This window comes from Candidatus Woesearchaeota archaeon, assembly GCA_021735165.1.
Classification (GTDB): domain Archaea; phylum Nanobdellota; class Nanobdellia; order Woesearchaeales; family 21-14-0-10-32-9; genus JAIPET01.
In genome coordinates, this window is record JAIPHP010000002.1 from 25,570 (window position 1) to 47,317 (window position 21,748).

The following is a 21,748-nucleotide window of genomic DNA, read 5'->3' on the forward strand; positions in this document are numbered from 1 at the left end:
ACTTATTGTTCAATACTTATTTAAACTGCGGTTTTTTTCTGTTTTTTAATGACAAATAATGATTTTGGGGAATTGAAAAATGTTTATTTTGAGGATTTGAAGTCTTTTTTGATAGATAATTCTCCTAATAAGGATGAAATTGCTAAATTTAAAGTGAGTTTGTGTAGGAAATATGGTTTAAAGTTTATCCCTACTGATATTGAGATTTTACTTAATGTTGACAAAGAAGATTTGTCGTTTTTTAGACGTTTTTTAACTACTAAACCTGTTAGAACTGGTAGTGGTGTTGCAGTTATTGCAATCATGAGTGCTCCTTTTAGATGTCCTCATGGTAAGTGTACTTATTGCCCTGGGGGACCAGATAGTTATTTTGGAAACGTTCCTCAGTCTTATACTGGTAATGAGCCGGCAACTATGCGAGGTATTAGAAATAATTATGATGCTTATTTACAAGTTATGAATCGTTTGGAGCAATATATAGCTATTGGCCAGAGCCCTGATAAAGTTGAATTAATAATTATGGGGGGTACATTCCCTAGTTTTTCTAAGGAATATCAAGATGAATTTGTAAGAGATGCATTTTTAGCCATGAATGATTTTTCTGAACTGTTTTTTTCCGGGAAAGGTCATAATTTGGATGATTTAGATATTGAAAAATTTAAAGATTTTTTTTTGTTGCCAGGCAATATTAATGATAAGCATAGACAACATGAAATTCATAGAAAATTACTTGCTTTAAAGGAGAAAAAAAGATGTTCTTTGATTGAAGCGCAGAAGAAAAATGAGACAACAATCATTAGGTGTGTTGGTTTGACTATTGAAACAAAACCTGATTGGGGGTTGTTAGAACATGGTAATCAAATGTTGAAACTTGGTTGTACTAGAGTGGAATTAGGGGTTCAGACATTAAACGAAAATGTCTTGAATGAAGTACATAGAGGTCATAATTTGCAAGACACTAAAGACAGCATTAAGATCCTTAGAGATTTAGGTTTTAAACTGAATTTCCATATGATGCCCGGTCTTCCAGGCATTAGTAAAGAAGAAGATATTAGAACATTTAAGGAATTGTTTGAAAACTCGGATTATGTACCTGATATGTTAAAGGTCTATCCTACAATGGTTATGCCTGGCACTAAGCTTTATTTAGATTTTAAGCAAGGCAAATACACACCTTTAAACACTGAAGATGCTTCAGATATTATTGCGGAATCTTGCAGATTTGTTCCTAAGTATTGTAGGATTATGAGGGTGCAAAGAGATATTCCTGTTAAGTATAGTTTTGATGGTATTAAAAAGAATAATTTGCGTCAAATAGTAGAAGAAAAAATTAAGAAAAAAGGAATTGTTTTAAAAGATATACGTTCAAGAGAAATAGGAAAAAATCCTATTTTAGAGCCTGTAGATTTTGAAATTATTGAATATTCTGCTTCTAAAGGAATTGAGTATTTTATTAGTTTGGTTGATGCTAATGATAAATTATTAGGATTTGTCAGATTAAGAATACCTTCTTGTTCTTTAAGAGATGAATTTAATGATAAAACAGCAATTATTAGAGAGTTGCATGTTTATGGAACCGCAATTGCTATTGGAGATGAAGCTGGTAATTCGCAACATAAAGGATTTGGTAAAAAACTAATGTCTAAAGCCGAAGAAATTGCTATTTCAAATAATAAAAATGAAATTTTGGTAATATCAGGTATTGGTGTAAGGGAATATTATAGAAAGCTTGGATATGAATTAAAAGGCCCTTATATGTTCAAACAACTAGATTAGAAGCGAAAGGTTTAAATAATAATAAATTTAAGTCCTGTGTAGAGGTAATTAATGAATGCCTTCGGGTTCATTGTTAAGCTTAAATTGATTTGGAGGGAATGTGTATGAAGAAGTTTTTCAGTCTTAAATCGTTCAAAAAGACAAGATATGATGAAGAAGATCAGGGCGAAACAGAAGATGAGTATGTTGAATTGAATACAGATATGGATCATGGAGCATCTTCGCGTGTTATGGTAAGGCCTTTTGTTCTTGATGATTTCACTGATGTTAAGAATGTTATCGAAGTCTTAAGAGAAGGATACACTATTTGTTTGTTAAACATAGGTCCTTTGCGGGAGAAAGATATGGTTGAGCTAAAGAGAGCTATAAATAAATTAAAAAAGACAATCGAAGCTATTGGCGGAGACATTGCTGGTTTTGGCGAGGATTATATTGTTGTTGTGCCAAGTTTTGCAGGAATCTATAGATCTTCTGGCGAAGCTAAGGACTTTGATGACTAAGTTATTTTTTTCTTAATTTTTCTTAAAAATTTTTATTTCTTTTTCCTTGTTGTTTTCTTTAACAACAATATTTTTAAATAAATGAATAAGTTCGTCTGTGTATGAGTGTAGAAGATTTTAATTCGGAAGTTTTAGAGGGAGAACATTGTCCTTTTTGTAATAAGAAAACACTGACTTTAAGACAAGCTGAAAGAGAAGTTCCGTTTTTTGGGAATTTAATAATTTTTTCAATGGACTGCGAAAATGAAGACTGCGGATATCATAAAGCAGATGTTGAAGCTTCCGAATCTAAGGGTCCGGTCAAAGCAAGTTTTGAAGTTACGTGCGAAGAAGATCTTAAAGTTAGAGTTGTAAAATCTAGTAGCGCTACTATAAAAATTGCTCACGTTGGAAGTATTGAACCTGGCGAGGCAAGTAACGGATATGTGACAAATATAGAAGGCATTCTTAATCGTATGAAAGTTCAAGTTGAAAAGATTAGGGATAATACTGATGATGATTCTGAAAAGAAAAAAGCAAAAAATATAATAAAAAAACTTACCAAAGTCATGATGGGTTCTGAAAAAATAAAAATAACTCTTGATGATCCTACAGGTAACTCTGCAATAATAAGTGAGAAAACCGAATTTAAAAATGGGAAATGAAGATTTTAGTTGTTCTTGGTGGTTCTTTAAAGAGTGATGGTTCTTTAGCTTTTAAAGTGAAAGCTAGAGCGGATCTAGCATTTAAAAAATTTTCAAAAGAAAATTATGATTTTATTATTGCTTCAGGAAATCATAGCATATCTTTGAATTTCACACCTAAATTAACTGAAGCTAATGCTATTAAAAAATATTTGGTTTTAAACGGACTAACTGAAGATAAAATTATTTTAGAAGAGCAATCTAAAGATACTATAGGTAACGCGTATTATACAAAGTTATTGATTATGAATTTGAAGCCTATTCAGGAAATTTGTGTCATTACATCAAAATCTCATATTAAAAGATCTGAATATATTTTTAAGAAAGTTTTTGGTCCTTCACATAATCTAAGATTTGTTGGGTCTGAAGAGAACATTAGTGATGTTGAAAATAATTATAAGAAAGAAACATCAATTCTGAAGGTAACAAAAAACTGGTTAGATCCTATAAGGGATGGAGACCATAAAGCCATATATTTGTTAATTAAAAAATTATATTCTGATAAATCATAAATATTTTATTAATAATTGCCCTATCAATCATTCCAATCTATTTATAAAAAAACAAAAATATTTTAATAATAGATTATAAAATATGGACTTATGCTTATTCGCAAATATAATTCTAAAGACAGAAAAGCTGTTGAAAATATCCAGTTTGAAACTTTTTTTCTTGGTAAATCTTTAAAAGGTTTTATTGATAATAAAAAATATGTTGCTGAAGAAATAAAATATTATTTGGAAGAAGAACCTGAGAATTGTTTTGTTGCTGAAGAAAATAGAAAAGTTGTTGGTTATTTGCTTGGATGTCTAAATGTTAGGCACGATGATAGAAAAGAATTATTATCAAAATTATTCAAAACAATAGCAAGATCTTTGTGGATGTCTAAGAAAGACAGAAAATTCTGGTGCAATTGGAATATTAAAGTAATAATTAGTGCAATATTTGGCAAATCTGATGAAATAAATATTAAATATCCTAAAAATTTAGGAAGTCTTCATATCAATATTCTTCCTGAAGCAAGAGGTAAAGGAACAGGTTCAAAGCTTTTGAAAGAGTTTTTTAAACACGCGAAGAAAAATGGTTGTAAAAGAATAAGTGCGGGTACGTGGAAAACAAAACTTAATGACAACAAGACTTTCTGGCTAAAAAATGGTTTTAAGAAATATTCTGAAATAGAAAATACTTTTTTTTGGAAATATCTCCTTCCAAATGAAAAGATTGGTTTAACTGTTTATGTAAAAGAACTTTAATTCACTTCAAATTTATCTATAACTATTTTTCCTTTTTTTATTCTTATTTCTACTTGATCTTCACTTCCAAGTCTTGCAGCCTTACTTACTACTTCTGGCAACAATATTCTTGTTCCTCTATAATCTAACCCTGTTATTATGCTTCCTTCGTTATCTATTTCAGTCATTACGTTTTGTTTATTTTTTCCATCTTTTGTTTCTAAAAATTCAACTGTTTTTTTATACAAATATTTTGCTATTAAATCTGCTATGTCTACTTTTGTTGCTTTTGTTATACCTTGTAATCCAGGACTGATATTTGTTTCTATTACTAATGGACCACGTATGCTTTCTAGTATGTCCACCCCACATATTTCTGCACCCGTTGCTTTTGCTGCCCTTACAGCTATTTCTTTTGTTTGCTCATCAAGAGCTATTTGTTCAACCATCCCGCCTTGGTGCGTGTTTGATCTTTTTTCATTTGTGTTCCCTTTTCTTGTCATTGATGCTACTACTTTTTCTCCTATTACAAATGCGCGTATATCTGTTGACTCAGTTTCTATATATTCTTGGACTATAAGTGACTGATTTAAACTACTTACAGCGTCAAGTATTGTTACTGCTGATGCGTATGAGTCTGCAAACATAACTCCTTTTCCTTGAGTTCCTTGGGGAAATTTCATTATTATAGGATAATTCATAGTTCCAAGTAGCTCTTTAGCAGCTTCTATAGTTGATGAAATATAGGTTCTTGGCATGGGTATGCTGTGTTGTTGTAGCATTAATTGTGTGAGTAATTTATCATGAGCAATTGTGAAAGCTTTTGGATCTATAGGCATATAACATTTTCCTTCTAATATAGTTGTTAGGCTTCTTAGTATTTGTGCGTATCTAAAGCTTCCTTTTGGCATTATACAATCATATTCATCAAGAGGATTTCCTTTGTATAATATTTCTGCTTTTTTTCCAGATATATTTATTTCTATATCTTTTAATTGTATTTCTTCTACTTCGTCAAAGTACTTTTTCATCGCTTCGTACGTCCATTTACTGCTTACGCTTCCTAAACTTATTATTGCTGCTTTAACCATTCTATCACTTTCTTTTGGTATTTATGATCCGGATCTTTCGTCGGATCTTTTGTTACATCTATTAAAAAATCATGTTTTAGTATGTTTCTTCCTATCAGAACAGGATATTTCATGTGTGTTCTGTCTGCCACAGTAAATTCTTCTCTTAGTGTTTTGTTTTTTATTATTAATTCCACTTCGATTACAGGTCTTACTGTTGTTCCATTCGCATTTTTTACTTTTCTTGCTTTTATTACAGGACCTAATTGTAGTTCTTTTACAAATTCTGTGTGTATTGCAGATCTAGTTGCCCCAGTGTCTATTCTTGCAGGAAGGATTAGTTGTTTTCTTTTGTCTTTACCTTTTATTGTTATAAATTCTGCCATCCCCAATATTGTTTTACTCTCTTCCTCCATGTTTTTCAAGAATAAATGCTTCTTTTTAAAGCTTATTATGATTTGTTTATAAATGTTGCTTGCAGGCTTTACATAATTCTCTTTTTTTGTACTAGGGAAAATCACACAATAAAAGAAATTATCTTTCAAAGTTCCAAGTTTTAAATCTGAATATTTTCTTTTAGGGAAAACTTAGTTGTTATTTGAGTTCTTTTACAGCAACTTAAGGTGTCCTGTAACTTTATCTATTTTTTCTTCGATATCAGGACCTATTCCCAAAACTGTTGTTGTTCCAGGTGTTAAAAATGTTCTTCCTGCATCATTTATTAGTCCGCAAGCCAGTCCTTCGTTTTTTGCTAAAACTAATAGTTCTCTTAATTCTTTTTCAGAATCTACTTTTAGCACTGTTTTTTTCATGCCTTGTTTTGACCATGTTTCTACTAATTTTTTATCTGAATGCATCAATGCCTGAACGCTGCCATGAGCAACTTGCGCAGCTAATTTTCCTTTTGGCATTTTAAGATCATTTCTTGCTATTATTACTTGTTTTAGTTCCATAATCTTAGAAATGTGGGTGCTATTTTTATATTCTTTTATTTTTAATGCTTAAAATTTTGTATTGTGTGTTATTATGTCTGTGGTTTCATTTCCAATTTTTATGCTATACTTATTTCCAAATCCTGAGACTTTTAAGGTATCTTTATATTTCAAGCTTTCTTTTATGTTTTTCCAATCACTCATTTTTATGTATGCATATTTGTCTTTGGTTGTTTTAAAAACTGCGTATTCAAATGAATTCTTATCTATAATTCTTCCTATCGTAAAAACAAGAATGCCAGGCACATTTCCTGGAGCAGGAACATTTTTATAAGTTTCTTCTGTTTTCAAAAGAAGTTCTGTATTGTTTTTTTCTCCTAATTTACAGCCTCCCACGAGTAGAGAGGTTACAATAGTTCCTATAGATGCATATGTTTTAAAACTCATAGTTTTAGAGAATCGTTGTTTATTTTTATATTTTAATGAAATTAATTCATGCTTTCACTTCCTTTTTTGTATTTGATTAGTTTTTTATTTTTTGTTTTGTTTATGATTTTATCTGTAAGTTTCCAGCTTTCGTTTAGTTCTGTTGCTCTTATAAATAGTCTTTTTTCTCCTTTTATACATTCATCAATTATTGTTTCGTATGCTGTCGGCGTATTTCCTTTGAATTCACATGTAGGGCAAAAAAGCATTTGCACTGGTTTTAAGTCCGGAGTTTCTCCGGGCATTTTGGCATTTATTGTTAATGATATATTTTGCCTTGGTTGAATATCGATTCTTATCTTGTTGGGTGCAGTATTAAAGTCGCAGTATATTGTGCAGGGTTCTTTTTTGAATTCTAGTTCTATGTATGCTTCATCACTATTCATTTTTTTGCCTGTTTCTAATATTATTTGTGAGTTTTCCCATCTTTTACTTTTTGATTTAAAAAATATTTTTGAATACGTTTCTGTTTTTGTTTTTTTTCCTAATTTTTTTTCGACTTCTTCTTCATATCCTTCATATTGACCAAGGATGGCTTTTTCAAATTCGAGTTTTTTTATTGCTCTTGTTTTTTGGTATCTTATTTCGTCTGCATAAGTATTTTTTGGCGGGTCCATCAAGATTAATGAAGCTGTTTGTAATAAATGATTTTGTATCATGTCTTTTATTGCTCCAGAACCATCATAGTATTCTAATCTCTGTTCAACGCCGTTAATTTCTTTTGAGACTATTTTTATTTTGTCTATGAATTTTGAATTCCATATGTTTTCAAAAAAAGGGTTTGATAATCTTAAGCGCAGTATGTTGTCTATTGTTTGTTTTGCCACGTAATGATCTACTTTGTATATTTGTTCTCTTGTGAAATATTTTTTCATTAGTTTGTTTAATTTTTCCCATGAATTATAATCTGAGCCAAAAGGTTTTTCTATCATCAGTTTTATATTTTGATATTTACAGTCTTTTACTATATTGAATATTTTATCAAATAAATTATATGATGTAGCTAAATAATATATTGTCTGATCTGCTTTTTCTTTATGCACAAATTCGTAGAATTTTTTCATTGAATTTTTATCAGATACATCCCCTTTGAAGTATTGTATTTTAAGGTTTTTGTTTTTTTTTGGTATGCTCAAATATTTTTCGTATTGTTGGTTGTCCAGATTTGTTCTTCCTACGCCTATGAGGTTTATTTTGTATTTTTTGTTTGTTGCTAAATTATTTAGTGCAGGAGCTAATTTTCTTTTTGTTAAATCTCCTGTTCCTCCAAATATTACTATGTTTATCATTTTTTCCACATATTCATTATTACTTGGATATCTCATTTTTGATCTGTTACGATTATTGTGTTTTCTATTTCATCTAGTATTTGTTGCGGTATTGTTTTTTCTGTATTGTTAAGATATGATTTTAATGCTTGTTTTTTCTCTTTTCCTAAAAAAAGTACGAATGCTGTTTTTGTCATTGCTAATGCTCCAGGAACAATACTTATTCTTTTTTTGGGAAGCTTAGGAGAATCTTCAAAGTATTCGTATGCTTGTTTGTCAGTATATTCTTTTTCAGGAAATATTCCTGCTACGTGCCCATCTTCTCCACTGCTCAGAATTGCTATGTCTATTCTTCCTGCGAATTCTTCGAATTTTTTCGAGTAATCAAAAGCTGCTTTTTCTCCTGATAATTCCGTTTTTATTCTGTGAACATGTTTATTTTGTATCAAATTCTTGTTTAATAGCGGTTCTAGCAGTTTTTCTTTTATTGTTTTATAATTGCTTTCATTTGAAGTTATAGGTGCGTATCTTTCGTCTAATATGAAAAAATGACATTTCTGCCATGATTTAATATTTTTTTTAGTTAATTCTTCGTACAGTTTTCCTGTGCTTGTTCCGCCAACCAAGCCTATGAATATTTTTTCTTGTTGATTGGCAAGAAATTCTATTTCATCTGTTATGAATGAAGCAGCGTGTTTTATGAGTTCTTCTCTTTTAGGATATTTTAGTAGTTTCATCATCTGTTCTCTTTCTTTTTTACTCCATGGCCCCCAAATTCATCTCTTAGTACAGACACTATTTTTGTTGCAAAATTTTTTTTAGTTTCTGATTTTTCTCTTATTTCCAAACTTTTTTTTATTATGGGTATTTCCACATTATTTTTTTCTGCTTCTTCAACAGTCCATAGACCTTCTCCACTGTGAGGGATAAATCCATCCACGTCTTTCATTCCCGGATGATGTATGAATGCATCTCTAGCCCATTCCATTAAAGCCCCTCGTATTATGCTTCCGTTATTCCACAAGTCAGATAGTTTTTCCATGTCAAGTTCTTTGAATGGTCCTTCACTTATGACGTGAAATCCTTCTCCTATAGCTTGCATCATTCCGTATTCTATTCCATTATGAATCATTTTTACATAATGCCCTGCACCGCTTGGACCAAAATAACCATATCCCTTTGGTACGCACATAGCTTTTATTATTGGCTCTATTTTATTAAAGTCAATTTCAGCACCTCCGCACATCATACAATACCCTGTTTTTGCTGCTGCTAGACCTCCTGATACTCCCACATCAAAATATCGTATTCTTTTTTCTTGAAGTTCTTTTGAACGCCTTATTGTTTCTGTATACTTAGAATTTCCCCCATCTATTAGTAAGTCTCCTTCTTCTAAATAAGGCACTATTTTGCTTTTTATTTCATCTACTGTTTTGTGAGGTGTCATCAACCAAATAATTCTTGGTTTTTCTAAATTATTTACTAGTTCTTGATAACTCTTTGAAGGTATAGCTCCTTTTTCTTTACTTATTTTTTCTACTTTTTCAGGACTTCTATTATATACAACGACTTCATGACCTTTTTCTAGAAGTTTTTCAACCATATTATAACCCATTTTCCCCAAACCCACGAATCCTATTTTCATTTCTTCCACCTAGACTCTTGAATCGTAATGTATTTTATATAATTTGTGGGTCATTATTCAGCTAAAAAAGGAATTTTCTAAAAAATCCTTATTTTTTAGTTAACATAATAACTAAATTTAATTTTGCGTAAAAAAGTTTCGCATTAAAAATTTACAAAATAATTATGTTGCTAATAAGCTAATTAAAAACCTTTAAAAAGTCTGTGTCATATTTTATATTTTAGAGGTGAGGGTTTGAATTTTTATGATTTGTCCATTGAAGATGTTTTGAAACATTTTAATGTTTCTAAAAGTGGTCTTTCTGAGCAAGAAGTTGTTAAACTAAGAAAAATTCATGGTTTGAATGTTCTAGCTGATAATAAAGGTATTAATCCATTTGTCTTATTTATTTCTCAATTCAAATCATTCATTATTTATGTTTTGTTGTTTGCATTAATAATTAGTTTTCTCTCAGGAGAATTTGTTGATGGCGTCGTCATCCTTATAATTTTATTGTTTAATGCAATTTTTGGTTTTATTCAAGAATATAAGGCAGAGAAGAGTTTGGAAAGTTTAAGAAAATTAACAAGTTTGAAGGCTACTGTTATTAGATCTGGAGAAAAAAGCGTTATTGATTCTAAGTTTTTAGTTCCTGGAGACATTATTTTTTTAGAGGAAGGTAATAAAGTTCCTGCTGATGCCAGACTTATTGAAGTTAATGGTTTGGGCGTGTCTGAGAGTATTTTGACAGGAGAGAGTTTGTCTGTAAATAAGTTTTCTAGTATTTTAAAAAGCGGTTTATCTTTAGCAGATCGTAAAAATTTGGTTTTTTCAGGCACTTCTATTAATAAAGGAAATTCTTTGGCTGTGGTTGTTAAAACAGGCAGGAAAACAGAATTAGGAAAAATTGCAGATATGGTTTCATCTACTGAAAAAGAAATGACTCCTCTTCAGAAAAAACTTGAGGTTCTTGGTAGCAAGATTGTTTGGATTACTTTGGCTTTGTGTTTAGTTATTTTTTTAGCAGGTGAAATAAGAGATAATATTTTCGGAGTTTTAGGTTCAGGTTCAATCATTGATTTTTTATTGGCTTCTAAAGAGTGGCTTTTAACTGCAGTTAGTTTAGCTGTCGCTGCTGTCCCTGAAGGGCTACCCGCGGTTGTTACTATTGCTTTAGCTATCGGTGTTAAGAAGATGCTAAAGAAAAATGCTCTTATCAGAAGGTTGCCAAGTGTTGAAAGTTTGGGAGAAGCAACAATTATTTGCACTGATAAGACAGGAACTTTAACTAAAAATGAGATGACTGTGCGTGTTGCTTTTGTAAATAATAAAGAATTTGAATTGACGGGTCTGGGGTATGATTTACATGGAGCAGTCGTTGCACACCAAGGTTCTTTAAATGAAAACGATAAGTTACTTTTTAGATGCGGCGTTCTTTGTAATAATGCTAGTGTTTCTAGTTCAGGAATTACAGGAGATCCTACAGAAGCTGCTTTACTTGTTAGCGCAGAAAAAAGTGGTATGGCACATGATTTATTTTTTAAGAGTTATAAACGTGTTAATGAGTTACCTTTTGATTCTAAGAGGAAAATGATGAGTGTTGTTGTTGAGAATAAGTCGGGAAAATTTGTTTTTAGCAAAGGTGCTCCTGAATTATTGCTTAATAAATGTAAAAAAATTTTAATTAACGGAAAAGAAAAAAAATTAACTTCTTCACTAAGAAAGAAAATTTTAGATAAAAATGATGAATATGCCCTTAAAGCTTTGAGAGTTTTAGGTTTTGCGTATAAAAAGTATTCCTCTAATGTTATTGAAGATGACTTGGTGTTTATTGGTTTACAAGGAATGATAGATCCTCCTCATAGAGAAGTAAAAAGTGCTGTTAAAAAATGTTATGAAGCAGGCATTAGAGTCATCATGATTACAGGCGATAATATTAATACTGCTAAAGGCATTGCTTCTGAGATAGGTATTAAAGGAGATGCTATGCTTGGCTCGGATTTTATGGCATTATCTCCTGAAAAAAGAAAAACAATTATTAGAAATGTCGGTGTTTTTGCTCGTGTTGAACCAAGTCATAAAATGGCCATTGTTGATATTCTGCAAGGCATTGGTGAAGTTGTTGCTATGACGGGTGATGGTGTTAATGATGCCCCCGCAATTAAAAGTGCGGATTTAGGAATCAGTATGGGCATTACTGGAACTGATGTTACAAAAGAAGCTAGCGACATGATTTTGCAAGATGATAATTTTACCAGCATAGTTAATGCTGTCGAAGAAGGCAGAGGCATTTACCAAAATATTAAGAAGTTTGTTAATTATTTATTATCTAGCAATGTTGCCGAAGTATTAGTAATATTTTTTGCTATTATTTTTGGTTGGCCATTGCCTATGACTGCAATTATGATACTTTGGCTTAATCTTGTAACTGATGGGTTGCCTGCTTTGGCTTTAAGTGTAGATCCAAATCCTTCTGATTTGATGAATAGACCTCCTAAGAAAAAAAATGATCCTATAATGGACAAATCTATGATTTATAATATTGTTTTTGTTGCTTTTTGGATTACAATAGGGGTTTTGTTTTTATTTGATTGGGGCTTAGGATTTGATTTTGCGAATACTGGTTCTCTGCCTAAAGCTCAAACACTTGTTTTCACAAGTTTGGTTGTTTTAGAAATTGTTAGACTGCATAATATCAGGTCTGAATATAATCTTTCCGTTTTTAGCAATAAGTGGTTAATTTATGCTGTTCTTGTCAGCTTTAGTTTGCAGTTGTTAGTTATTTATAGTCCTTTGAATAATTATTTTGGAACAGTTCCATTACTTTGGATTGATTGGTTGATGATTTTTATCGTTGCTTTAATTGTAGGCATTGCCAATCACATGTTTAAAAAATATTTTATTTCTAAGTATATTGAGTGATTTATGTTATGGTTACGTTTATGTTTTTGACATTAATTTTTAAGATTAGAAATTGTCTAGTATGATGAAAATCCCTGCTCCGAGTCTGCTTAGAAACGCAAAGGCGTATCCAACGCACAAAGATACGAAAAGTGTCGATTGTGTATCTCCAGCCTAAATGCACAGAAACATAGTTTCTAATACAACAAAAATAAACAAATATTTTTATGCAAATAGGGGTACGACAAAAGCAAAGCTTTTGTGTACAATAAATGCAAAGCATTTATTTTTATTAAACTCCTTACGCTAGCGCACAATAAAAAAATAAATTAAATGTTTAGAATTATTCAGTTAGAAGTTTCTAAAACTTCAAACTCCCAAGAATCTTCGATAAATACTTCATCGTATTGAAAACTTCCATAAACCCTGTATTTTCCAGGGGATTCCACAGAAACATTTTTTAAATTCCATCCGTAATATTTTCCAATATCTAGTTTTATTAAATTATTTGCAGAAATATTTACTTTTTCATTTGTAACAATGCGAATATTTCTCCAATGGTTTTCAATTTTATTCTGTAAAGCTAAAGTTAAGATTCCTCGTACATCAACATCTCCTGAATTAACTATTTTTGATTGAGGTCTTGGATTTCCAAGGGGGACTGAGATATCTTCACAATTATAACAACCTGTATGTTGGGAATCGTGTTGATACATTGGCCAGTCCATTTCTACATCCCTAAAAGGAGAATCTAAATTAAAAACCTGAATAAAAGTTTTACGAATGTTCCAATTTACAGAACTAGATATTAATTCATTAAAATTATCTCCTTCAAGATCAAAAACAGAATACATACTGATTTCTGGATAAACAATTTTCTTTTCAATAGAGCTGTCTGAGAAATTTGATAAATAAATAAGACTTAAACCTCTAAAAGTAAAATATTTTCCTATAAACCCATAAATATTGTTCTCAATTTTTCCAAAAAGAACGGGAACTGATTTTACTGGTTCTCCTCCAGAAAAAACAACATTTCCATTTCTATCTAAGATATAGTTCCAAAAACCTTTTTTTATAGAAATGTTAAGATAATCTCTTTGCTTAAATAAAGAAAGACTTGAAAGATGTCCTGAAGAAACAAATTGAGGCCAACCTGTTTTTATAGACCCATTTTCTTCGAGGACATAAACTCCATTTCCAAAAACGTTTGGGCGATTCATTTTATTAGTATAAAAAATTATTTCATCATATCCATCTGAATCAACATCACCTATAACTCCAGGTTCAAGAGCAAAACCATTTACATTAACAGGAAATCCTTCAACTAGAGAGCCATCAAAATTAAAAGCAAAAATTCTTCCCTCGCAATGCCAATTTTCTAGAGTAAACACTCCTTCGTCAAAAACATTTCTTGTTGAAGGCACAACAACCTCGTATTCTGGATCATCGTCTAAATTAGCAATAAGAGAGCTTGTCTCATATCCGCCAAGTATACCGCAAGAGAAAGAACCATTACCAAACTGTTTATTATACACAATTTTTGGCCATCCTGGAAGAAAATTTCCATCTAAGTCAAGAACTGCCAATCTCAAAGCGCTTTCTGGAACTCCTTCAAATTCAAAAGAATCATAAACTTTGAGTATTTCAATATTTCCATCTCCATTAAGATCTTTTAAAACAATTAAACTGTTTGGCTGAGAAGAAATCTCTAAAGGAATCTTTCTAATAAGGCTCCCAGATAAATCATAGACAAATAAATTATAAATTCCATTTACGACAATTTCTTTCAAACCATCATTATTAAAATCTATAACTGAGGGGGGGCCTATATTTCCTCCCGGAAGTCCACCGTTAGATCCTGGAGGGCTATATACATCAACCTCGATTGGAAAGCCTTCTAAACGAGAGCCATCTTCTTTAAATGCATAGACTTTTAGAGGATTTCCCGCGTAATAAAACAAAATTTCTTTAGATCCATCTCCTTCCAAATCTTCTATAACTGGTTCAACTTTTCCAGGCCAGTAATAAAAATCAAAATTTTGCTCTGTATTATCAAGAACTCTAAAATCTTCTGTAGTTGATGTTACTTCCAAATTATTTTCAGAGGATTTGATAAAAACACTCTCATTTCCAAAAGTGTAAAAGGAAAAAGAATTTCTATTATTGTTAGGGATAAAAGATAAAAAAGTTTTATCTTTAAAAAGCATAAGAGAATCCTGTGAATTTCCTCCAAAAGTTCCTCCTTGCCAATCTAATTCTTTCGGCCAGCCTTCTTTCAAAGAAGAGCTAATAAATAGAATAGGGGTGCTTTCGGTAAAGGTTTCTCCAAAAAAATTAAAATTAAAATTAATTATATAAAAACCCTCCTGATCTAGAAGAGATGTGTCCCAAGAAAAAAAAGTTTTATTTATTTGAGTTATTCCTACTGCATTTATAATTTGTGAGTTGTCCATTGAAAATACTTCGAAAGAAGATAATTCGTAATAGGGATTTAAAATGTTAAGAAAAATTGGAATAGTCTCCCCGAACCTATAAACTCCAGGCTCTTTAGGAGAAATTATTTCAAGGTTGTTTATGGAAAAAATATTCATATCATTAGAAACAATTTGATTTTCTTTGTAAATATTAATCTGTAAAGAATAGTCTCCATCCATAAGACGGGTAGTATCAAATTCAGGACATAAAACTCCTTCAATAATCTCTTCTGTTCCCTCACAGATTAATTTTGGTCCACTCAAAGAAGATTCTTTAGAATAAGTGACTTTGTAGGAATCAAAATTTCCCTTTGCAGTACCTCTAACTTCCAAAATTCCTTCCGAAAAATAGGGAAATTGATCTAAAAAAGCTAATGCGCTTTCATCATTTGTATTTAAAAGAGATTCAAAAATATCAATTCTTCCACTACCTTGAATTGTTCTTATTTGATTCAAAGAAACAGCATTATTTCTTAAAGAGCCTTTCATGTCGAAAGCATTCCAAGTAGGATGTGCTTGTTTTAACAAAGCAACTGCTCCAGAAATAATTGGAGTAGCCATAGAAGTCCCTGCTAATTGGACATGATCTTCATCTAAGCAGGGATAATAATATTCGTTTTCTCCTGGAGGAAATATAGAATCATATCTTGCAGCACAAATAATTGCTCCAGGAGCAACGATATCGGGTTTTATTAACGCCATAATGTTTCCTTCTTCATTTTCCCAAAGAACAGGGCCTCTAGAACTAAAAGAAGTTACCTGATCTACACGAGGATTAAAATCCCAGTAACTTCCATCATAATTTTTCTTATACGTTGCACCAACTGTTATTGCTTTCCTTGCATTTCCAGGACTCATAATGCTTCGTTCATTTGGACCAGAATTTCCTGAAGCTATGACTGCAACGACTCCTGCATCTACCACATTATCAATTGCAGAACTCATTGGATCATCTGGATTGCCAGAACCTCCCAAACTTAAACTAATAACATCCAATTTATCTGAAAAGTCTCCATCTTCATTAGGATCTAAACTTCTTTCAATTGCAGAGATAACATTTCCTAAAGAACCCCCTCCTAATGAATTCAAAACTTTGTATGCATAAATTTTTGCATCAGGAGCAACACCTTTCAAAACCCCATTTCCAGCAGCAGTTGAAGCAACATGTGTTCCGTGACCCTGATCATCTATTGGATCTCCATCATCGTTTACAAAATCATAACCCCCAACAACTTTTTCACAAGTTTCGTCTAAAAATTCTTCTGTCGTACAACTTCCTAAATCTCTGTGAGTATAATCCACTCCTGTATCAATTATCCCAATAATTACATCTTTACCTGTCAAACAATTTTCTTCTTCCAAACAAGGATTAAGATTCTCATCTAGTTCCCAAACATCGTCAGCATTGATTAAGGGGATAGAATCCATTAAAAAGGCTGTTACTTCGTAATCAGGATAGATTCTTTTCACACCTTCAATATTTTTTATTTCTTGAATTTCTGAAGGTAAAAGATCTAAACTTATTCCATTAAACACTTTTGTATAACTTGATTTTATTTCATTATTTGTTTTTTGCAAAATTTCTGATTTTGTTTGTTCATGTTTTTCTTCCAAATCTAATTTGTAATTTTCTAATCTATCCTCAATGTTTTCTTCTAAAAAAGAATTTTCATTTTCTTTTGCAAGTTTTTTTAATCTAGAGTATTCTTTAGCCAAAGGTTCTTCTTCAAATTCAACAATATATCCGGAATATTTTGGAGTTTCAAAATCAGAAACAGAATCTCCTGTTAAACCTTTCTCCGGAGGGTCTGTTAATTTTATTTGTTCTCCAACAGAGTAAAAATCTTTTAAAGTTGCAAGAGAGATTTTTAGAGTTTCTGATGTTGCGTATTCATGGTTTTGTGTATTTGTTGGGTTTGTGGCTTGATTTGTTTGTTGTTGATTGTTTTGCTGCGTGTCTTCTTGTTCGAATTCTATGTCCATGTTTTGCATTTCTAAGTATTGTGTTGTGCAACTAGTTAGAATAAGAATTGTCAATACAAGTAATGCAGTTATTATTTTGCTTTTATTTGTTTGTTTTCCTTTCATTTTCCTGCTTGGATTGCAGTTATACAAACAACATTTATTATGTCGTCTACTTTGCAGCCTCTGCTTAAATCATTGACTGGTTTGTTCAGTCCTTGACTTATTGGACCTATTGCTTTATATCCTGCTAGTCTTTCCACTAACTTGTACGCTATGTTTCCAGAATTTAAGTCTGGAAAAATTAGTATTGTTGAGTTCCCTCTTATTTCAGAATTCGGATTTTTTTGTTTTGCTATCATTGGTTCTATTGCTGCATCTACTTGTATTTCTCCATCTATAGGTATTTCTTTATGGTTTTTTTTAGTAATTTGCACGGCTTTTTTTATTTTTTCTAAACAGGGATGTTTTGCAGATCCTTTCGTGCTGAATGAAAGAAATGCTACTCTTGGAATAATATTTAGTTGTTTTGCTGATCTTATAGTTTCTGTTGCTATTTCTGCTAGCATTTCTTCATCAGGGTCTATATTTAACGCGCAATCTGTGAATAAAAATGATTTTTTTTCTTCTGCCATCAAAAAATATGTGGATGCTTTTTTGTTTTTTTTTCCTATTATTTTAAATGCTGTTTTGTAAAGTTCCGCTGTTGTAATTGTTGCCCCACCTACTAATCCGTCTGCTTTTTCTTGTTTTAGTAATTTTAGTCCTTCTTCTATTCCTTTTGCTTGTATTACTTTTACTTTTTCTAAGTTTATTTGGTGTATTCTTGCTTTTCTTTCTATGTTTGCTTTGTCCCCAGTCAATATTATGTTTGCTAAATTCATATCCGTTATTTTTTTTGCTGCTTCCAGTATTCTTTGGTCATTGCCTTCTGGCAGAATTATTGTTTTTTGAAGTTTTTTAGCTTTTTCTCTTAATTCTTGTATTATTCTTGGTTCCATATTGTTGCTTGATGAGTGCAGGTATATAAATTTTTATTTATTTTATGCGCATATAATAAAATTTTGCAGCAAAAAATCAAAGAATCTTATAATTTGTTAAAAAAAAATGCTGAAATGAGATTTTTTGATTATTTGTATTGTTTTTTCTTTTAATTTTGTTTTAAGATTGCAATAAATTGTTTTGTGCATTCTTTTTATTTTTAGAAAAAAAGGAGTGCGGGGGAAGGGATTCGAACCCTCGAACACACTAAGTGACAGGATGTCTCATACACGTATGAGTGTCATTTTTGGTGAAGCTTAAGTCCTGCGCATTTGACCAGGCTTTGCTACCCCCGCATTTATGTCTTTTTTCTTTTAGAAACTGGTAATTTATTTATAAAAGTTTGTTTATTTACAACATACTTAATTTTTAACATTTTGAATATTGATTTATTGTTTTTTGATTAGTTGTTTCTATAAGTGTTGTTAGTGAGTAGTCTTGCACCAGTATTTTTGTTTGAATTTCATTTCTTGATCCTTCTTTTTCAAGTATTATTAAGTAAGGGTTTTCTTCTTCGTATTTGTATATTGTTTTATCTTTATGGCATTTTTTTATTTTTACATTTTCTTGTTCTTGTATTGTTTTTTGCGATGCTAGTTTCGCTGTTTTTTTATTGGTAAATAACGTTTGTGTTATTTTATAGTTTTCACAGACATATTGAGTGAATGTTTGGATGTATGGTGTTGAGTTATTTATTTGATTTGTCTGTTCACATTCTATTTTGGGAATATTTTGCAGCGTGTATTTTTCATAGTTGTTTAGTCCTGTTGCAATTATTAGTATTGTTATGATTATGATCATTATTATATTTAGTTTTTTGTTTTGTTTCATGCGTTGTTAGAAGTCTTATTTTTGTTTTAAGTTTTGTGTTTTTATTCTGTCAGTAGCGTTTTTATGTCTATTTCTTTGAATAGTTCATAATATTTTTTTACTTTTGGTATGTATTTTCTTGTTTCTTCTGGCAAGTATCCTGTTTTTAAGTATCTATTTCTGTTTGTTTGTCCTGCGTTGTAATCTATTAGTGCTAGAGTGAATAGTTCGTCTTCGCTGTATCCCTTTCCTTTAAGTTCTTCATATGAATTTTTAATGTGCATTATTCCTCCTTCCAAGTTTTGATTTATGTCATGTCGATCTACACCTAGTTTTTCTGCTGTGCTTTTTAATAACTGTCTTAGACCGTATGCTCCCATCCAGGATGTTGCTGTTGGGTTGAACATTGATTCTGTTGCAATTATTGCCATTTCTTTTGCTGGGTCTGTATCGTATTTTTCACACAAGTTTAAGAAGTTTGTCGGTTTGAGGACTTTTTTTGCACGATTTAATATTTTTTCAGTAAGTGTTAGTTTTTCATAGTTTCCAGATATTATTTGTTTTGCTTCTATGAGCGAGTATCCGTTTTCTATTAGATTTTTCTTTTTTATATATTCATATATTGTTTCCTCGGGGTTTTTGTGTTTTTGATTCAAGAATTTTCTTAGGATTTTTAGCCTACTTTCGAATTGGTCTTTGTTTGTTGCTAAGTATTTTAGTTCTTTTTCATTAAAATCTCTTGTCATTCTTAGTTTGTTTATTATTTCTATTTGCTTGAATTGTTTTTTTTCTTTTTTTGTTATTTTTGTTGTTTTATTTCCTGATTTTATTTCTATATATTTGTTAATTGTGTTTTCTAAATAGTATTCTTTTAGTATATTGTTTATTTTTGATTCTTCATCTATTTTTCTTATGAATTTGTTTATGTCTTTTTTGAATTCTCTGATGCTTTTGGCTTTTTCGTTTTTATCGTAGATTATGTTTTGTATTTTATCTTTTATTTCTAGTATTGCATTTTCATCTTTGTAAATTATTGTGCTTAATGATTTTCTTAATGATTTTTTTAGTTCTTTTATGTTGTCTTGATCTAGTCTGTCGTCCAAGTATTTGTAGTATGTGTTTGTTATTTTCTTTGCTAATTTATCAGGGTTTGTGCTTTTGTATGTTTGTACTGGTAGTTGTTTAGCGTTTGCTTCTTGAGGCGTTGTTTGTGTTATTGTTGTTGAGGATATTGGTGTTGTTGCTAGTATTATGCTTAGAATTGCTTCATTTAATTTAATCATAATATGGGTTGCAACCATTCATTTAAATATTTATCACTTATTAGTAAGTAAAATATCGATTATTTTCAAAAGATTTATAAATAATGCTTGTTTTCAGACAAATATAAGAGAAAAGAAGCGCATCGGCATGAACGAGATGTCGACTTTGGAAGAACGAATTCCATGGAAAAAAGATTTCTTTTCAAGAGGTTAAAAAAATGAATAAAAAAAATGCTAATAATAGCAAAAATAATGAAAAAAAGGATTCTAAAGCAGAAGTTTTTCAACTTACTGAAGGAGATTACTTTAAAGGGATAGTCAAGATTACAAGAAAAGTAGTTCCAGGCCCAGTAATATTTGTTGTTACAGATGGAACAGGCATGATAGATGCAAAAATTAAAGATTCTGATTTTGAGGAAAACGACGTTGTTTATATAGAAGGAAAAGTCAGTGAACGAGCTGGAAAGCTTCAAATTGATATCGATAAAATAAAAAAGGAAGAAAAGGATTTTGATTCTATTCTTGATGAAAAAGCAAATCCTGATTGGACTTCTTTTAGTATTAAATCTGATAGGTTTGAAATTATGAAAGACCACATGTTAAGGGTTGCTAAAAAAATAAGAAAAGCAGTTCTTAATAACAGACCCATAATTATAAGGCACCACAATGACAGTGATGGAATAAATTCAGGACTTGCTATTGAACAGTCAATAAAGGGTTTGATGAAAGAAATAGGCGTAGATCCCAGTTATAATCTTTATAGAAGCCCTAGTAAAGCCCCTTTTTATGAAGTTACTGATGTTTTTAAAGACTTGACAATGATAAAGCGACTTGAAGGATTTGATCAGATTAATCCTTTGTTGTTAGTTTTAGATAATGGCAGCACTCCAGAAGATGTTTTTGGTATGAAGACCATGAGCTTGATGGGTGTTGAAGTTATTGTTATAGACCACCATAATCCTGTCCAATTAGTGAATGGAAAAACGGCAGTTTGTCCTTATTTAGTTGACCATGTTAATCCATACCTTTATGGCTTGGATTCTCAAACTAGCGCGGGAATGCTTTGTTATGAAATTAGTAGAATGATTTACAAAGGTTTTGATAATCCTTTAATGCCTGCGATTGCCGCCATAACAGATAGATGCGATATTTCTGAAACAAAAAGATATATTGAAAATGCAGGAAAAACAAGAGAAGAGTTAGGAAAGATGGGCGTGGCTATTGATTTTATGGCTTATCATTTTAAGTTTGACCCTGGAAAAGGTGTTTTTGAAGAGATTTATAAAAAACCTGATTTGGTTGATATGATAAATGAAAAAGTTAAACAAGGAACTGAAACTCAACTTCAATCAACACTCCCATATCTTAGAACGCAAGAGATAAACGGAGTTATTTTTTCACATATTGATTTGGAAAAATATACTTTGAGATTCACATTTCCCGCTCCTGGAAGAGTTATCGGCGCAATTCACGATAAAGTTGTAGAAGATTATTCAAATAGTCCTGTTGTTTCTGTAGGGCATTTGTCTGATATGATTATTATTCGAGCTAATCAATTAGTTCTTCCGGTACAAAAAATTATTGAACGGCTGCAAAAAGAGTTTCCGGAAGCTAATGTCGATGGAGGAGGTCATGAACAAGCAGGAACTATTAAATTTGTGAGTGCGCACTTAACAGAAATTTTAGAAAGAATTAAACAAATGCTTAAGGAAAGAAAAACAGAGTAA

18 protein-coding genes and 1 tRNA gene are annotated in these 21,748 nt (G+C 31.1%); 7 read left to right on the top strand and 12 right to left on the bottom strand.

All coding sequences use genetic code 11. The features are described from left to right. The first annotated feature begins 48 nt into the window (after positions 1-48). From K9L97_00780 to K9L97_00800, 5 genes are all read left to right on the top strand, one after another. Positions 49-1,776, top strand: a complete 1,728-nt coding sequence (locus K9L97_00780; protein ID MCF7871547.1) for a tRNA uridine(34) 5-carboxymethylaminomethyl modification radical SAM/GNAT enzyme Elp3 — start codon at positions 49-51, stop codon at positions 1,774-1,776. Between the two features lie 104 nt (positions 1,777-1,880). Then, positions 1,881-2,276, top strand: coding sequence for a cell division protein SepF (locus K9L97_00785; protein MCF7871548.1), 396 nt, complete (start codon positions 1,881-1,883; stop codon positions 2,274-2,276). A gap of 101 nt (positions 2,277-2,377) precedes the next feature. Then, on the top strand, positions 2,378-2,920 hold the full coding sequence (locus K9L97_00790) for a ZPR1 zinc finger domain-containing protein (protein ID MCF7871549.1): 543 nt from the start codon (positions 2,378-2,380) through the stop codon (positions 2,918-2,920). Further along, positions 2,917-3,471 carry a YdcF family protein gene (locus tag K9L97_00795; protein MCF7871550.1) on the top strand — a complete coding sequence of 185 codons (555 nt, stop codon included), beginning with the start codon at positions 2,917-2,919 and terminating at the stop codon, positions 3,469-3,471. The genes K9L97_00790 and K9L97_00795 overlap by 4 nt, the downstream gene beginning before the upstream one ends. A 90-nt stretch (positions 3,472-3,561) precedes the next feature. Continuing rightward, positions 3,562-4,212, top strand: a complete 651-nt coding sequence (locus K9L97_00800; GenBank protein MCF7871551.1) for a GNAT family N-acetyltransferase — start codon at positions 3,562-3,564, stop codon at positions 4,210-4,212. Here the strand turns inward: K9L97_00800 and K9L97_00805 are convergent. The 7 genes from K9L97_00805 to gnd all read right to left on the bottom strand — a co-directional run bounded on the left by K9L97_00805 (position 4,209) and on the right by gnd (position 9,592). Beyond that, the gene (locus K9L97_00805) at positions 4,209-5,282 is read right to left on the bottom strand and encodes a RimK family alpha-L-glutamate ligase (GenBank protein ID MCF7871552.1); all 1,074 of its coding nucleotides are present in this window, start codon (positions 5,280-5,282) and stop codon (positions 4,209-4,211) included. The two genes, K9L97_00800 and K9L97_00805, sit on opposite strands and share 4 nt — an antisense overlap. After that, on the bottom strand, positions 5,264-5,677 hold the full coding sequence (locus K9L97_00810) for a RimK/LysX family protein (GenBank protein MCF7871553.1): 414 nt from the start codon (positions 5,675-5,677) through the stop codon (positions 5,264-5,266). The genes K9L97_00805 and K9L97_00810 overlap by 19 nt, the downstream gene beginning before the upstream one ends. Positions 5,678-5,869: 192 nt before the next feature. Then, positions 5,870-6,214: a peptidyl-tRNA hydrolase Pth2 gene (gene pth2, locus K9L97_00815; GenBank protein MCF7871554.1), complete on the bottom strand. Its 345-nt coding sequence runs from the start codon at positions 6,212-6,214 to the stop codon at positions 5,870-5,872. 48 nt (positions 6,215-6,262) lie between these two features. Beyond that, positions 6,263-6,640, bottom strand: a complete 378-nt coding sequence (locus tag K9L97_00820; GenBank protein ID MCF7871555.1) for a hypothetical protein — start codon at positions 6,638-6,640, stop codon at positions 6,263-6,265. Positions 6,641-6,681: 41 nt separating this feature from the next. Further along, positions 6,682-8,004 carry a hypothetical protein gene (locus K9L97_00825; GenBank protein ID MCF7871556.1) on the bottom strand — a complete coding sequence of 441 codons (1,323 nt, stop codon included), beginning with the start codon at positions 8,002-8,004 and terminating at the stop codon, positions 6,682-6,684. Beyond that, positions 8,001-8,684, bottom strand: a complete 684-nt coding sequence (gene pgl, locus K9L97_00830; protein MCF7871557.1) for a 6-phosphogluconolactonase — start codon at positions 8,682-8,684, stop codon at positions 8,001-8,003. The genes K9L97_00825 and pgl overlap by 4 nt, the downstream gene beginning before the upstream one ends. Continuing rightward, positions 8,684-9,592 carry a decarboxylating 6-phosphogluconate dehydrogenase gene (gnd, locus tag K9L97_00835; protein ID MCF7871558.1) on the bottom strand — a complete coding sequence of 303 codons (909 nt, stop codon included), beginning with the start codon at positions 9,590-9,592 and terminating at the stop codon, positions 8,684-8,686. The genes pgl and gnd overlap by 1 nt, the downstream gene beginning before the upstream one ends. A gap of 234 nt (positions 9,593-9,826) precedes the next feature. Between gnd and K9L97_00840 the strand changes: the two genes are divergently transcribed. Then, on the top strand, positions 9,827-12,493 hold the full coding sequence (locus tag K9L97_00840) for a calcium-translocating P-type ATPase, SERCA-type (GenBank protein MCF7871559.1): 2,667 nt from the start codon (positions 9,827-9,829) through the stop codon (positions 12,491-12,493). Positions 12,494-12,819: 326 nt separating this feature from the next. Here the strand turns inward: K9L97_00840 and K9L97_00845 are convergent, their stop codons facing one another. From K9L97_00845 to K9L97_00865, 5 genes are all read right to left on the bottom strand, one after another. After that, positions 12,820-17,034 (bottom strand): S8 family serine peptidase, encoded by a 4,215-nt coding sequence (locus tag K9L97_00845; protein MCF7871560.1) that lies wholly within the window; start codon positions 17,032-17,034, stop codon positions 12,820-12,822. Beyond that, positions 17,031-17,909, bottom strand: a complete 879-nt coding sequence (eutD, locus tag K9L97_00850) for a phosphate acetyltransferase (protein ID MCF7871561.1) — start codon at positions 17,907-17,909, stop codon at positions 17,031-17,033. The genes K9L97_00845 and eutD overlap by 4 nt, the downstream gene beginning before the upstream one ends. A 215-nt stretch (positions 17,910-18,124) precedes the next feature. Then, positions 18,125-18,245: transfer RNA gene (locus tag K9L97_00855), tRNA-Leu, on the bottom strand. 73 nt (positions 18,246-18,318) lie between these two features. Further along, on the bottom strand, positions 18,319-18,780 hold the full coding sequence (locus K9L97_00860; GenBank protein ID MCF7871562.1) for a hypothetical protein: 462 nt from the start codon (positions 18,778-18,780) through the stop codon (positions 18,319-18,321). Between the two features lie 41 nt (positions 18,781-18,821). After that, positions 18,822-20,042 (bottom strand): lytic transglycosylase domain-containing protein, encoded by a 1,221-nt coding sequence (locus tag K9L97_00865; GenBank protein MCF7871563.1) that lies wholly within the window; start codon positions 20,040-20,042, stop codon positions 18,822-18,824. A 197-nt stretch (positions 20,043-20,239) separates the two neighbouring features. Here K9L97_00865 and K9L97_00870 point away from each other — a divergent pair, with 197 nt between their 5' ends. After that, positions 20,240-21,748 (top strand): hypothetical protein, encoded by a 1,509-nt coding sequence (locus tag K9L97_00870; protein MCF7871564.1) that lies wholly within the window; start codon positions 20,240-20,242, stop codon positions 21,746-21,748.

Bases quoted from the DNA above. Each gene is read 5' to 3' on its own strand.
- K9L97_00780 (MCF7871547.1), top strand. From the start codon at position 49: ATGACAAATAATGATTTTGGGGAATTGAAAAATGTTTATTTTGAGGAT.
- K9L97_00785 (MCF7871548.1), top strand. From the start codon at position 1,881: ATGAAGAAGTTTTTCAGTCTTAAATCGTTCAAAAAGACAAGATATGAT.
- K9L97_00790 (MCF7871549.1), top strand. From the start codon at position 2,378: ATGAGTGTAGAAGATTTTAATTCGGAAGTTTTAGAGGGAGAACATTGT.
- K9L97_00795 (MCF7871550.1), top strand. From the start codon at position 2,917: ATGAAGATTTTAGTTGTTCTTGGTGGTTCTTTAAAGAGTGATGGTTCT.
- K9L97_00800 (MCF7871551.1), top strand. From the start codon at position 3,562: ATGCTTATTCGCAAATATAATTCTAAAGACAGAAAAGCTGTTGAAAAT.
- K9L97_00805 (MCF7871552.1), bottom strand. From the start codon at position 5,282: ATGGTTAAAGCAGCAATAATAAGTTTAGGAAGCGTAAGCAGTAAATGG.
- K9L97_00810 (MCF7871553.1), bottom strand. From the start codon at position 5,677: ATGGAGGAAGAGAGTAAAACAATATTGGGGATGGCAGAATTTATAACA.
- pth2 (MCF7871554.1), bottom strand. From the start codon at position 6,214: ATGGAACTAAAACAAGTAATAATAGCAAGAAATGATCTTAAAATGCCA.
- K9L97_00820 (MCF7871555.1), bottom strand. From the start codon at position 6,640: ATGAGTTTTAAAACATATGCATCTATAGGAACTATTGTAACCTCTCTA.
- K9L97_00825 (MCF7871556.1), bottom strand. From the start codon at position 8,004: ATGAGATATCCAAGTAATAATGAATATGTGGAAAAAATGATAAACATA.
- pgl (MCF7871557.1), bottom strand. From the start codon at position 8,684: ATGAAACTACTAAAATATCCTAAAAGAGAAGAACTCATAAAACACGCT.
- gnd (MCF7871558.1), bottom strand. From the start codon at position 9,592: ATGAAAATAGGATTCGTGGGTTTGGGGAAAATGGGTTATAATATGGTT.
- K9L97_00845 (MCF7871560.1), bottom strand. From the start codon at position 17,034: ATGAAAGGAAAACAAACAAATAAAAGCAAAATAATAACTGCATTACTT.
- eutD (MCF7871561.1), bottom strand. From the start codon at position 17,909: ATGGAACCAAGAATAATACAAGAATTAAGAGAAAAAGCTAAAAAACTT.
- K9L97_00860 (MCF7871562.1), bottom strand. From the start codon at position 18,780: ATGAAACAAAACAAAAAACTAAATATAATAATGATCATAATCATAACA.
- K9L97_00865 (MCF7871563.1), bottom strand. From the start codon at position 20,042: ATGATTAAATTAAATGAAGCAATTCTAAGCATAATACTAGCAACAACA.
- K9L97_00870 (MCF7871564.1), top strand. From the start codon at position 20,240: ATGAATAAAAAAAATGCTAATAATAGCAAAAATAATGAAAAAAAGGAT.